Annotated in this window: 11 protein-coding genes and 1 pseudogene; 4 read left to right on the top strand and 8 right to left on the bottom strand. The window is 43.9% G+C overall.

The window, feature by feature from the left end; all coding sequences use genetic code 11:
- Genes ICN30_RS01600 through ICN30_RS01590 form a run of 3 tightly spaced genes read right to left on the bottom strand, consistent with a single transcriptional unit; the run spans window position 1 to window position 1,768 of the window.
- Window positions 1-735, bottom strand: a complete 735-nt coding sequence (locus ICN30_RS01600; protein ID WP_216229640.1) for a sulfite exporter TauE/SafE family protein — start codon at window positions 733-735, stop codon at window positions 1-3.
- Window positions 735-1,304: an SRPBCC family protein gene (locus ICN30_RS01595; protein WP_216229639.1), complete on the bottom strand. Its 570-nt coding sequence runs from the start codon at window positions 1,302-1,304 to the stop codon at window positions 735-737. The genes ICN30_RS01600 and ICN30_RS01595 overlap by 1 nt, the downstream gene beginning before the upstream one ends.
- Before the next feature lie 59 nt (window positions 1,305-1,363).
- Window positions 1,364-1,768, bottom strand: a complete 405-nt coding sequence (locus tag ICN30_RS01590) for a BLUF domain-containing protein (protein ID WP_216229638.1) — start codon at window positions 1,766-1,768, stop codon at window positions 1,364-1,366.
- Between the two features lie 480 nt (window positions 1,769-2,248).
- Here ICN30_RS01590 and katG point away from each other — a divergent pair, with 480 nt between their 5' ends.
- Entirely contained in the window at window positions 2,249-4,399 is a 2,151-nt protein-coding gene (katG, locus tag ICN30_RS01585) for a catalase/peroxidase HPI (RefSeq protein ID WP_216229637.1), read from the top strand.
- A gap of 104 nt (window positions 4,400-4,503) precedes the next feature.
- Here katG and ICN30_RS01580 read toward each other — a convergent pair whose 3' ends face one another.
- The 4 genes from ICN30_RS01580 to ICN30_RS01565 form a co-directional block, all read right to left on the bottom strand.
- Window positions 4,504-5,256 carry a YoaK family protein gene (locus ICN30_RS01580; RefSeq protein WP_216229636.1) on the bottom strand — a complete coding sequence of 251 codons (753 nt, stop codon included), beginning with the start codon at window positions 5,254-5,256 and terminating at the stop codon, window positions 4,504-4,506.
- A gap of 35 nt (window positions 5,257-5,291) precedes the next feature.
- On the bottom strand, window positions 5,292-5,975 hold the full coding sequence (locus ICN30_RS01575) for a haloacid dehalogenase type II (protein WP_216229635.1): 684 nt from the start codon (window positions 5,973-5,975) through the stop codon (window positions 5,292-5,294).
- A gap of 78 nt (window positions 5,976-6,053) precedes the next feature.
- The gene (locus tag ICN30_RS01570; RefSeq protein WP_216229634.1) at window positions 6,054-6,443 is read right to left on the bottom strand and encodes a tautomerase family protein; all 390 of its coding nucleotides are present in this window, start codon (window positions 6,441-6,443) and stop codon (window positions 6,054-6,056) included.
- 347 nt (window positions 6,444-6,790) lie between these two features.
- On the bottom strand, window positions 6,791-7,315 hold the full coding sequence (locus ICN30_RS01565; protein ID WP_216272814.1) for a GNAT family N-acetyltransferase: 525 nt from the start codon (window positions 7,313-7,315) through the stop codon (window positions 6,791-6,793).
- Between the two features lie 256 nt (window positions 7,316-7,571).
- Here ICN30_RS01565 and ICN30_RS01560 point away from each other — a divergent pair, with 256 nt between their 5' ends.
- A complete protein-coding gene (locus ICN30_RS01560; RefSeq protein ID WP_216272812.1) occupies window positions 7,572-9,275 on the top strand; it encodes a cation:proton antiporter in 1,704 nt (567 codons plus the stop codon).
- 217 nt (window positions 9,276-9,492) lie between these two features.
- Here ICN30_RS01560 and ICN30_RS01555 read toward each other — a convergent pair whose 3' ends face one another.
- Window positions 9,493-10,320 (bottom strand): cation transporter, encoded by an 828-nt coding sequence (locus ICN30_RS01555; protein ID WP_215347903.1) that lies wholly within the window; start codon window positions 10,318-10,320, stop codon window positions 9,493-9,495.
- Window positions 10,321-10,591: 271 nt separating this feature from the next.
- Between ICN30_RS01555 and gdhA the strand changes: the two genes are divergently transcribed.
- The gene (gdhA, locus tag ICN30_RS01550; RefSeq protein WP_216272811.1) at window positions 10,592-11,935 is read left to right on the top strand and encodes an NADP-specific glutamate dehydrogenase; all 1,344 of its coding nucleotides are present in this window, start codon (window positions 10,592-10,594) and stop codon (window positions 11,933-11,935) included.
- Window positions 11,936-12,508: 573 nt separating this feature from the next.
- Window positions 12,509-12,934, top strand: a pseudogene (locus ICN30_RS01545) (transposase); the annotation flags it as partial.

Genomic DNA, 12,934 nt, shown 5'->3' with positions numbered 1-12,934 from the left:
CTAGAACGCCATTCCGATGATCAAGATTCCCGAGATCAACATCACTAACTCCATTAGGAACATAAAGCTTTTTTCAGGCAAAGACAGCACAATGCGTTTAGATAGTATTGATCCAGCCATGACTGTGCTGCCAATTAACAGCCCCTGAATAATGGCCGTCAAATTTAAGACGCCTAGCTGATGAAAAGTAATTCCTTTGGCAAATAAAATAGAGAGGGTGCTGGCTGCCTCCGTTCCCAAGAAGGCGCCCTTACTTAATCCATAGGCCAAAAAGAATGGTGTATTAATGGCTCCGGTGGTCGCTACAATTCCTGTGAGATAGCCAATAAAGGCACCGACTAAACTCAACTGCCATAACTTTAAATAGAATTGCTGTCGTCGCATCCATCGACGAATTGGAATGAGGCTAATCAAAAAAATGCCGAGCACTAATTGAATTAGACGCTCATTTAAGGATATAAGAGTATGTGCCCCAAGAACTACGGCAGGTATTGCAGTTAGGCTGTAAACCGCACAAGCCTTCCAATCAATGACTCGCCACCATAAAAATATTCTAGAAATATTTGCAACAGTCGCAGTAATAGCAATTACCGGAATCGTTTGCATGGGCCCATAAAAGTAAACCAGGGCGGGCATCAATATGATGGTTGTCCCAAACCCCAAGACACTACCCAAGACTCCAGCAATGAGCCCTAATGAGCCAAGCAATATGCTCTGAAAAATCAGCTCACTCATTACAACTTACATGCCGTTTTTTGAGGGGGCTTTCTTTGAGATGCCAACTCAGCCATTGACTCAAACTGTCGTCGCACGATGTTTTTGATAAAAAACTCGATCACCGCCGATGGCACAAGAGAGTTTGGCTCAACCTGTGCATCGTATTTAAACGTAGTGAAATCTTTTTCAGGCAAGAGCCGCCAGCTCCCCTTGTAATACTTGGTGTCTCCACTTACCTGCTCGAAGAGCAATGCTTTATTGGGCAGCTCTACGAACTCCAATTCAGATCGCATCTCAAATGGAATGAATAAAATTCTTTCTTCGAGCAAGCGAGCAACCTTCACTTTATTGCCTGATCTAGAGAGCACTTTTGACTCCACTATTCCAGGCAAAATTTTAGCGCCCTCATAGTCAGTAATAAATGCAAAAGCTTCGCATACGTTAATCGGCACCTCATAGCTTGCATTTACCTGAAAGCGATCGCCTGCCCTGGTGACGGCAACTTTTAAGTCGTAAGAATTAGATACCTCTTGCGCAAAGGAAACCCCAAACGCTGCAATCAGAAAAAAGTATAGAAGTTGCTTCATGCAAGTAGTTTAGTGGCTAACACGGCCGCCTCATACTCATCACCAAAGGGTGCTCGCTCTCATTCTGCCGCTGTTCGCATTAGCCTTAATAGCTCAACATCATGCTCGGGCAGCCCGTCCAATACGCCAGTAAGGTTAGGCATCTTTGCAATGATTTCTTTTGCCAAGAAGAAGCGCATTGACCAGGCGGGAAAACTTCTTTCCTCGATCTCTTTCATATTCAACAGGCGCACCTGGTGGTGGCGTGGGTCTCGCTGAATTTTTTCCCATATTTTTGTGACCTCTGCACGAGGCCCCTCTAATATCTGACCAAAATGTTGATTTTCATAAAAGAGCACTCCGGATAGCCCCAACTTTTGATTGAGTTGCGCAGCCTGATCAGTCAAGCGCATCAATGCCAAGACACCCATGTCCTGGGTTGCCTTGCTGATGTAGCTTACGGAAATCAATGGGGGCTGGCTCATGTTCTTGTCTAGGGGCTCAGGCCCGAATTACCTGATGGTAACTTTTGATATTGGCTTGATCAATGCTGATTTACCTGCGAGACTGAGGATGTCCTATGACACCATCAAATTCATATCGCTCAATTTTATTATCTATTTATTCGATAAATAAGTTCATATTAATTCATTGGACGAATCATTTAACAAAGAACAAGATGATCCCATCACAACACACAAGGAAGGGAGTTAAAAATGAAGATTCAAACCAGATTGGCTGTAATTGCAGAAGGCTTGTACTTCCTCAGCCATCAATATGAACGGGACCTACTGACCATTTTGCGGCCAGAGCCCAACCGGAAGGGCTAAATATGAACATTCTCATCACATTCATGGCGGGCGAATAAAAAACTGCTAACCAAACAGACTGTTTATAGCTTTATCAGTTAGTCTGAATAGGTCAGGCTAACCAAGCAAAAATGATTTACCTACAAGGAGATCTAAATGACATCAAAAGGAATGTGCCCAGTTGCTCACGGGGCCAATACTGAATCCAGCAACACCCCTATGGCATGGTGGCCAAAGTCACTGAACCTAGACATTCTTCATCAGCAAGATACAAAGACAAACCCAATGGGTCCGTCATTCAACTATCGAGATGAATTGAAAAAGCTCGATGTGAGTGCGCTCAAGCAGGATATGAAAGATCTTCTCCTCAATAGCCAAGACTGGTGGCCAGCAGATTGGGGGCATTACGGCGGCCTAATGATTCGCATGGCCTGGCACTCCGCTGGAAGCTATCGCATTGCCGATGGTCGCGGTGGGGCTGGGACAGGTAATCAACGCTTTGCTCCATTGAACTCTTGGCCAGATAACGCAAACTTAGATAAAGCCCGTCGACTCTTGTGGCCAATCAAAAAGAAATATGGCAATAAGGTGAGCTGGGCCGATCTCATGATCTTGGCCGGCACCATTGCCTACGAATCCATGGGACTCAAAACATTTGGTTTCTCATTTGGCCGAGAAGATATTTGGCATCCAGAAAAAGATATCTATTGGGGCTCTGAAAAAGAATGGCTCCAAAAAAGTGGTGGTGAAGGAAGTCGCTATTCTGGCGAACGAGACTTAGCCAATCCTCTTGCTGCTGTCATGATGGGTTTGATCTATGTAAATCCAGAAGGCGTAGATGGCAATCCAGATCCCCTGAAAACCGCACAAGATATTCGGGTGACTTTTGCTCGCATGGCAATGAACGACGAAGAGACTGTTGCGCTAACTGCTGGCGGACATACTGTTGGGAAAGCACATGGCAATGGCAGCGCAGCCAATCTTGGGCCAGCGCCAGAGGGGGCTCCGATTGATGAACAAGGTCTTGGCTGGATGAATCACAAGACTCGTGGCATTGGCAGAGATACTGTAACCAGCGGAATTGAAGGCGCTTGGACAACACACCCAACCCAGTGGGATAACGGTTACTTCCATTTGTTATTGAATTACGAATGGAAACTGGCTAAGAGTCCAGCGGGTGCCTGGCAATATGAACCCATCAATATTAAAGAAGAAGATAAGCCGGTTGATGTTGAAGATGCCTCCATTCGTTGCATGCCAATGATGACCGATGCAGACATGGCAATGAAAATGGATCCTGAGTATCGCAAGATCTCAGAGAAGTTCCATAAGGATCAAGCCTACTTCTCCGAAACGTTTGCTAGGGCTTGGTTTAAGTTAACCCATCGAGATATGGGACCTAAAGCAAGATACTTTGGGCCAGATGTTCCTAATGAAGATTTAATCTGGCAGGATCCAGTACCGGCAGGCCCAAAAGATTATGGCGTTGAAGCAGTCAAAACGAAGATCAAAGCCAGCGGCCTATCCATCAGCGATCTCGTAAATACTGCTTGGGATAGCGCTCGCACTTATCGTGGCTCAGATAAGCGCGGCGGTGCTAATGGTGCGCGTATTCGTTTAGCGCCACAGAAAGACTGGGCAGGCAATGAACCAGAACGTTTGGCAAGAGTTTTGTCGGTGTACGAAAAAATCGCAAAAGAATCCGGCATCAGCATTGCTGACACCATCGTACTGGGCGGCAATATCGGTATTGAGCAGGCCGCCAAAGCCGGAGGATTTGATATTAAGGCGCCATTTACTCCAGGCCGTGGTGATGCTACCCAGGAAATGACAGATGTAGAGTCATTTGAAGTTCTTGAACCACTAGCAGACGGCTATCGTAATTGGTTGAAAGAAAACTATGTTGTCACTCCAGAAGAGTTGCTCTTAGACCGCACACAGTTGATGGGGCTCACCGCCCAAGAGATGACGGCGCTGGTGGGCGGTATGCGCGTACTTGGCACAAACTATGCTGGCACAAAACATGGGGTATTCACAGAAAGAGAGGGTGTATTAAGCAATGACTTCTTCGTCAATCTAACTGATATGAATTACCAGTGGAAGCCTACCGGTCGGAATAGCTATGACATTGTTGAGCGCAATACAGGCGATACCAAATGGACTGCCACTCGAGTTGATCTGGTGTTTGGCTCTAACTCCATATTGCGCGCCTACGCAGAAGTGTATGCGCAAGATGACAACAAAGAAAAGTTTGTGAATGACTTTGTTGCCGCTTGGACTAAGGTCATGAACGCAGACCTGTTTTAATTAATTTAATAGTAATCCGTTATCAATAAGGGAGGCTTTTGCCTCCCTTATTTTTTATCATTGCAGTACAGGCCGCATCCTATTCGCATCCAAATGCGAAAAAGCTAGCCCTTTATTAGCACTCTAATGTCCCGATACATCTGCAAACTGGCTATTAACACCAAAGAAAAGGAGAGTGGTATCACCGCTATATAGCCGACCGTTTTGAAGCTAAGCGCTCCAATAATTCCGCCAACCAAGAACATTCCGAAAATAAATAAATGGGTTTTTAATTTATCCCTATTCGCCCTGACGTATCCACTTTCATTGGCTTGCGTAGATTTATTCCAATAAATTAACTTCCCTACCTCTATTCCAATGTCGGTAATGACGCCCGTCATATGAGTTGTTCTAATTTCTGCTTTAGAAGCTTTAGTGACAATAGCATTTTGTAAGCCCATCACAAAACACAGCAGAAGGGCGATTGCTGGAATGGTTAAAGGTAGATATAAATTGAGGTTAGCACCTACCAAACCAAAGACTAACAACAGAGCAGCCTCAAGGAATAGCGGCAAGGCAAACTCACTATGAATTTTTCTTCTATGGCCCCAATTAACAATGATGGCTGTTGTAGCTGCGCCAAATAGAAATGAGAGCAAAAGTGAGATGCCGCCTAAAACCGCAATGAAGTCATTCAGAGCAAGGTCATCGCCAATTGCGGAAATAATCCCGCTCATATGAGATGTATAACGAGAAATAGCCAAGAAACCACCGGCATTTACAGCGCCCGCCACAAACGCCATGTAGGCGCCCAATTGAATGTTGGTTTTGGGGGATCGCTGTACGCTTGTTAGACGCTGAATGAACTCAATTGGCATTAAGAATTCATTTTACGTCTCAAGACTTAAAGGCTCTAAATAACTTCTAAAACGTTGCTTAACGAACTGCCTTCATAGTTTGGCTTCTCACCAATCTCCTCAAAGGGGTGCCCAAGCCGATTAACCCAAAATACATCAAAACCAAACCACTTTGCTGCTAGTGCATCCCAAGCATTGCTCGATACAAAAAGAACCTCTTCTTTTTTAACTGGAAACGCTTTTAAAAGAAGCTCGTAGGCTTGAGGGGCGGTCTTAAATAATCGCACATCCTCAACAGTGACGACCTGATCCAGGTAAGCTGCAAGACCATTGCTCTCAACTACCGTCGCCAACATCTCTCTACTACCATTGGACAAAATTGCCGTGGAAATACTTTTATTTTTTATTGACTTAAGAACGTGCAGACTATCTTCAAAACCAGTGAGCTTGGCATACTGATCCATCAACCGCTTCTCGTAGTCAGGAGTGAGATTTAAGTTCATGCGCTTACATACATAACGCAATGAACGAATTGTTAATTCCCAAAACGGAAGGTAGTGCTTACTGCCACCAGGATTAGGATCGCTCATGGTGACTAGGCGAGTGTACTCAATTTGGCGATCACGCCACATTAGAGCAAAGGCCTGGCCATTGCCAGGAAATAAATCTTCTGCCAACTTTCCCATGGAATACACATCAAATAATGTTCCATAAGCATCAAAAGCGATAAGCTTATACATGCAGCCCCCTGTTATCAGTCTGACTTTGTATTGTCGTTTAAAACAATTTTTCTGGTGAGGCAGAATATCTAGGGATACTTAAGCCTTATCGGCATATTGCATTTCACCATTACCAAATGACCAATTTTCTTTGTTCACCTCAAGTAAGTTGATAAAGACATCTTGAGCTCTGACTTGAAGATTTGTAACTAGGGATTCACAAATGGCTCTGTATAGCTTCTTTTTAAGATCTGTGGATCTGCCAAAGCTTATGATCGCCTGAATAAAAATGATCCCTTCTGAATATTCAATGCCCAAATAGCTTTTTGGAAGATTAAATTCCGATACATCGTGTCTAGTGATAATCTGGAACTTATCATCTTCAGGAACGTTGATTTGTTCTCGCATTACGTTATAGACAATGTCCCCGGCCTGCCGTGCAAAGCCCTCAGAGTATTTTTTGCTTAAATCAATTCTTACCAATGGCATCGTTATTCCCCCCGGCTTCATCCATCTTATAGAAGTCTAGTAATTTGCGTCCTTCTTGGTGGCTCGGGGCGGAATCGAACCGCCGACACAAGGATTATCTACCCTGACAATCAAGAGGCAACTCCCATAATGGCTTGCCTTGGCTATAGTCGCAATTCACACCCACGGGCGATGTTGTGCTCGCAAGACAGCCGCTTAAGGCCAAAACGAGTAAGGCTGAGCCGAAGGCAATTAGCAAATTTTTCATATGAATCACCGGTAATTAACTTATATTAATCTTAATACCAAAACCACCCGATGGTGGTTTTGGTATTTCTTGATAGCTCGAGACGGGATTGAACCAGGGCCTAGGAAATTTGCTTTGTTAATAGTGCCAACTTAAGTCCAACGACCTTGGGAATACCAACCCCAGCATTTGCTGGATAGTCTGAGATTATTTCCGTGGATTGATAGCCTCTGCGTAAATAAAAATCATACAACTCCTTACGCTCTGAAATGACAAACAAATTAAGTGTTGAAGACTCATATTGGTTCTCGACATACTCTTCTGCGAGCTGGAGCATTTCTTTGCCCAACCCAAAATTTTGGCATGACGGCTTAACAGTTAGCATGGCCAAATAAATCGCCCCTGACTCTTCATTGATATTCACGCAGGCAACAATCTCGCCTTTGTTTAGGCCGAGCAATATTGTCGACCCATCTCTATCAAGCAGATCAGTAAGTTGCTGTGGGTTAATTCTGTCGCCCTCTATGAGTTCTGACTCATGAGTCCAGCCAGCCTCAGAACCGTTGGGACGATACGAGTTGTTTATCAAGCTCACCAACTCTGGAACATCTTTGACTGTTGCTATACGATATTCATCAATATTCATGATGGTAGTTTTACACAAGGCAATAAAAAACCACCCGAAGGTGGTTTTGGTGTTTCTTGGTGGCCCGGGGCGGAATCGAACCAGGGCCGAGGATGCCTGACTCTAACTCTAAACTGTCCTTTAAAACGACATTTCATATGATCCTTTAATCATTATCCAAACCATTGAGTTAGCTCAACAACACAAATACCCCTTTTGATGCAGTGAACTATTATTGTGATGTTAAGAATTCCAACAGTATTAAGGGGTTAGATTCATGCCACATGATGTAAGCCTTATCGCCATTCTTGCCGCTGGATTTAGCTTGGCGCTGATTCTGGGGTTTGCTGTTACTTATTTAAAAATGCCGCCATTGGTAGGTTACCTACTCGCAGGCGTGCTTATTGGCCCAGCTACGCCAGGATTTGTTGCTGACGTTGGTCTATCGATGCAATTGGCTGAGATTGGGGTGATGCTACTCATGTTTGGTGTTGGCTTACATTTTTCTATTGGCGATTTGATGGCCGTGAAAAAAATTGCCATTCCAGGCGCACTTTTTCAGATGTTAGTTGCGACGGCGCTCGGCTTTTTCGTTGCAACCAATTGGGGATGGTCTTTATTGGGCTCACTTATATTTGGCTTGAGTCTGTCGGTTGCAAGTACGGTTGTCCTCTTACGTGCATTAGAAGATAAAGGTCTTTTGGATACCTCCAACGGCAAAATTGCAGTTGGTTGGCTTGTTGTCGAAGATTTGGTCATGGTTTTGGCCCTAGTTCTTCTCCCTGTATTAGCTGAATTATTTCAGCATGATGGAGCCAACGCCACCAGTGGTAATTTCACTGAATTACTTAAGCCAATAGGTATCACACTGGCCAAAGTGAGCGTATTTATAGTGCTCATGCTTGTTATTGGTAAAAGATTGCTTCCCAAAATCTTATGGCTAGTAGCAAAAAATGGCTCTAGAGAATTATTTACTTTAGCAGTGATCGCTTCTGCTATTGGCATCGCTTTCTTGGCTGCAAAGATATTTGATGTTTCTTTTGCTTTGGGAGCATTTTTTGCAGGCATGATGCTCGGTGAATCTAAATTAAGCAAAAGAGCCGCGGACGAATCCTTGCCCCTTAGAGATGCATTTGCTGTGCTTTTCTTCGTATCGGTAGGCATGCTATTTGACCCCCAAATATTATGGCAAGAGCCCATGAAGCTACTTGTTGTAATTTTTATTATTCTGGTTGGAAAAACATTGGCAGCCATGGCCCTTGTTTTACTTTTCAGATACCCACTAAACACAGCCGCAACTGTTGGTATCAGCTTGGCTCAAATTGGAGAGTTCTCTTTCATTTTGGCAGGGATGGGTTTAGCCATGAACCTCATTCCAAATGAGGCTTATAGCTTAATACTTGCAGGCGCCATCATTTCAATCGCTCTCAACTCGTTTCTGTTTGACAGTATTTCGCCATTGATCAACTGGGCCAGAAAGCGCTCATCTCTTGCAAGAGAATTAGATCAACGCATGGATCCTCTCGCATTGCTGCCTTCATCTACTCAGCAATCATTACTGACTGGGCAAGTCGTGATTGTGGGTCATGGTCGAGTTGGCAAAAGAGTTCTAGAAAAATTAAGAGCTCAGGGCGTCTCTTGTGTAGTGGCGGAAAAGGATCGCTCGATTGTTGAAGATTTAAGAAAAATTGGAACCCCAGCAGTGTCGGGAGATGCATCAGATCCATTTGTGTTGATTCAAGCGCATATTGCCAATGCTGCCGTCTTAGTTATTGCCTCTCAAGACTCTATTGATGTCAGCAAAATGATAGAAACAGCAAGAACACTGAATCCAAAAATAGCCATCTTTATTCGCGCAAGAGATAGCGAAGAAATTGAGATTTACAACAAAGAGGGCTGGGGCCAATCTTTTACTCCTGAGGATGAATTGGCGAACCGTTTCTATATGGAAGTTTTAAAGGAGCTAAAGCAAACCTCGTAATGATTGATATGAAGCATAAGACGTCGTTTTAAACGACATCGACTGACACAAGGATGAATAATTGACGCGTCCTTTTAAAGGACGGTTCTAGATATGGCTATCCGAGACTAAAGGCGCCCAACCCCGCCAAGCCTTAAAAGAAAATAGCCCAACAAGTGGGCTATTGAGAATCTTGGTGGCCCGGGGCGGAATCGACCAGGGCTGAGGATACCTGACTCTATTTCAACCTTAATATCCGAATAGCGCCACTCAATACCAAGAATCCAATAGCTAAACCGATAATCCAATCGGGAATCGGACTGTTAAGCCAATCAACTAATACGCCAGCAATAATCACGCCTATGTTAGCCAAAACATCATTGGCAGAGAAGATATAACTGGCTCGCATATGAACGCCATCATTTTTGCGTTTAGATATTAGATATAGACAGGTGACATTAACCGCCAAAGCAAGTAACGAAATCCAAATCATGGCATTTGCCTGAGGCATTGCCCCAATGTAAATTTGATAACCTGTACGCCAAAAAGCAAGAGTGGCCAAAAGTAATTCAACAACACCAGCCAACTTAGCGGCTTTGAGCTTGTGCTGTGCGGCTTTACCAACGGCATATAAAGCTACCATATAGACTGCGGCATCAGCAAACATATCTAAAGCATCAGCGATAAGTCCTGCTGATTGAGCAATCCAGCCCACAATGATCTCAACGAAGAACATTAATCCGTTTAATGCTAAGAGCCAAATTAGGACTTTTCGCTCTTGAGCATCTTTGGCGGCATCTAATTGAGCTAGCTTAATTTCAAAGTCTTCTAACGCTTGGCTGCTTTCAATCTTTGCCCCAAAACCCAAGGGAACTAATTTATCGAGAACTACATTAGGCTCTTCGCTATGACAAATGATTAATTTGCGATTGGGAATATCAAAATCCATGGCGTGTATCGCCAAAGAACCCAATGCCATACGAATCATCTGCTCTTCCGATGGACAATCCATAGCAGGCACGATGAATATGGTTTTAGTTACAGAAGATTTTTGATGGGTTTCCATGTATTTACAAATGTAACTGAAAGTGGGCTTGTCGTTTAAAACGACAGCGCAGGCAAAGTCCAAAAGCGTCGAATACTGTGAATGTGGAGAGTAAAAATGAAAAAAACCACCCGAAGGTGGTTTTGGTGTTTCTTGGTGGCCCTTGGCGGAATCAACCAAGGCTACAGGCTGCCAAACTCAAGCTCTAAATTATCGTTTTAAACGACGCTACCCCTTTCAAAGAAACACAAAAAAAACGATACTAATAAATTATTAACTTGGGCTGCAAATCATGGAATACAAGCACTTAACAGAATTTATGTCTTACGTACAGGAGCGCAACCCTGAGCAGCCTGAATTTTTACAAGCAGTAGATGAAGTAATGGAAAGTCTATGGCCTTTCTTACAATCAAATCCTAAATACTCCGAACAAGGACTTCTAGAACGTTTAGTTGAGCCTGACCGCACCATCATGTTCCGAGTATCTTGGGTTGATGATCAGGGAACGGTTCGAGTTAATCGCGGATATCGCATTCAACATAATTCAGCCATTGGCCCCTATAAGGGAGGCATTCGTTTTCATCCCTCAGTCAACTTGTCAATCCTAAAATTCTTGGGTTTTGAGCAAACCTTTAAGAATGCCTTAACAACGCTTCCAATGGGCGGAGCTAAGGGTGGATCCGATTTTGATCCAAAAGGATGCAGTGCAAATGAAGTGATGCGTTTTTGCCAATCATTTATTTCTGAACTCTACAGACACATTGGTTCAAATACTGACATTCCTGCAGGTGATATTGGGGTGGGCGGTAGAGAAGTTGGGTATATGGCGGGTATGATGAAAAAGCTCTCTAACAAATCTGACTGCGTCTTTACGGGTAAAGGCCTTTCTTTTGGTGGATCACTTATTCGCCCTGAAGCAACTGGATATGGGGCTGTCTATTTTGCTGAAGAGATGCTCAATCACACTGGTAAATCTCTAAAAGGTCTTCGAGTAACTGTTTCAGGATCTGGCAACGTAGCTCAATACGCTATTGAAAAATCAATGGCTTATGGTGCAAAAGTATTGTCAGCTTCGGATTCAGGGGGAACGGTATTTATTGAAAAAGGGTTTACCCCTGAATCGCTTGAACTTCTAATGAAGATTAAAAATATTAACTATGGTCGTGTGAGTGAATTTGCAAAATTAATTGGGGCTCAATTTATCCCTAATTCGAATCCTTGGCACATTCCTACTGACGTAGCCATGCCGTGTGCAACGCAAAATGAACTGAACGAAATTGATGCCCAAACATTAATTAATAACGGTTTAGTTTGTGTATCTGAAGGCGCTAATATGCCATCAACTGCTGGTGCTGTAAAAGCATTTGAAAATAATCGCGTTCTTTACGCTCCTGGTAAAGCAAGCAATGCCGGGGGAGTTGCAACCTCAGGTCTAGAGATGAGTCAGAATGCAATGCGCCTTTCATGGCCAAGAGAAGAGGTTGATCTGCGCCTCAAGGAAATTATGCAAGGCATTCATAAATCATGTCTGACTTATGGAACCAGACCGGATGGTTCGATTAATTATGTCGACGGCGCTAATATTGCCGGCTTTGTAAAAGTAGCGGATGCTATGCTTGCGCAAGGCGTAATTTAGGAGGGTTCGAAAACAATAAAAATAGCCCAACAAGTGGGCTATTGAGATTCTTGGTGGCCCGGGGCGGAATCGAACCACCGACACAAGGATTTTCAAATATCCTCCGATAGACCGCTTTCGCTTTGGCTTCAATAGTTTACGTCACCCCAGACGTTTTGTGCGCAAAATTTACAAAATGCCTCGGTCAAAATTTCGAGCGCAATCAGAAAGTTAGGATAGCGTGTAAAAACTGTGCGCAAGCTCTAAACATATATGCATCGGTCAAAATTAGATCGACTCCTGCCCAAGCCACCAACCATAGTTACTCGCAATGTCGTTTTAAACGACGGCTCATCACATATTTCAGGGTAGGTTTTAATTTACTACTTTAATGTACTCCCAAAGAGCTGCAGATTTTTTTACCAGCACTTCATTAGTCAGCGTATTTTTAACAACTACAGTCAGAATAAATACATCATTTGCATTCTGGACCGTTAGGGTAAATTTATTTCGTAGAGGGATTACAACACCTGAATCGCTACCACTTCTATAGACACTTTCTAGCCTAATATTTAGTCTATTAGGAGGTGTGTCATGAGTACAAGAAGACGGTTTACTGAAGAGTTCAAGTTAGAGGCAGTCAAACAGGTAGTTGAACGGGGTTTTGGTGTTCGAGATGTGGCTGCTAGGCTGGGCACCTCACCCCATAGCCTGTATGCCTGGGTTAATAAATATGGCATTCCAGCTGAGCAGCGTCTAGTGGGGGATGATCAAACGGCTAAGCTTAAAAGACTGGAGGCGGAGCTGCGGCGGGTTACCGAAGAGCGCGACATCCTAAAAAAGGCCGCCGCGTACTTTGCCAAGGAGTCCGGTTAAAGTACGCCTTCATCAAAAAGTACCAGCATGAGCATGCCATCCGCACCATGTGCAAGGTTTTGCGAGTCCACCACAGTGGCTATTACGCCTGGCTTAAAGAGCCACTCTCGTCTCGAGCGTGTGAGAACCAAATGATTGTGACCC

The sequence above is a fragment of the Polynucleobacter sp. 31A-FELB genome, from assembly GCF_018882405.1.
In the GTDB taxonomy this organism is placed as follows: domain Bacteria; phylum Pseudomonadota; class Gammaproteobacteria; order Burkholderiales; family Burkholderiaceae; genus Polynucleobacter.
The sequence above is the reverse complement of the archived record's forward strand: the minus strand, read 5'-3'. Positions and strand labels throughout refer to the sequence as shown.

Coding starts and splice junctions, on each gene's coding strand:
- ICN30_RS01600 (WP_216229640.1), bottom strand. CDS start 735: ATGAGTGAGCTGATTTTTCAGAGCATATTGCTTGGCTCATTAGGGCTC.
- ICN30_RS01595 (WP_216229639.1), bottom strand. CDS start 1,304: ATGAAGCAACTTCTATACTTTTTTCTGATTGCAGCGTTTGGGGTTTCC.
- ICN30_RS01590 (WP_216229638.1), bottom strand. CDS start 1,768: ATGAGCCAGCCCCCATTGATTTCCGTAAGCTACATCAGCAAGGCAACC.
- katG (WP_216229637.1), top strand. CDS start 2,249: ATGACATCAAAAGGAATGTGCCCAGTTGCTCACGGGGCCAATACTGAA.
- ICN30_RS01580 (WP_216229636.1), bottom strand. CDS start 5,256: ATGCCAATTGAGTTCATTCAGCGTCTAACAAGCGTACAGCGATCCCCC.
- ICN30_RS01575 (WP_216229635.1), bottom strand. CDS start 5,975: ATGTATAAGCTTATCGCTTTTGATGCTTATGGAACATTATTTGATGTG.
- ICN30_RS01570 (WP_216229634.1), bottom strand. CDS start 6,443: ATGCCATTGGTAAGAATTGATTTAAGCAAAAAATACTCTGAGGGCTTT.
- ICN30_RS01565 (WP_216272814.1), bottom strand. CDS start 7,315: ATGAATATTGATGAATATCGTATAGCAACAGTCAAAGATGTTCCAGAG.
- ICN30_RS01560 (WP_216272812.1), top strand. CDS start 7,572: ATGCCACATGATGTAAGCCTTATCGCCATTCTTGCCGCTGGATTTAGC.
- ICN30_RS01555 (WP_215347903.1), bottom strand. CDS start 10,320: ATGGAAACCCATCAAAAATCTTCTGTAACTAAAACCATATTCATCGTG.
- gdhA (WP_216272811.1), top strand. CDS start 10,592: ATGGAATACAAGCACTTAACAGAATTTATGTCTTACGTACAGGAGCGC.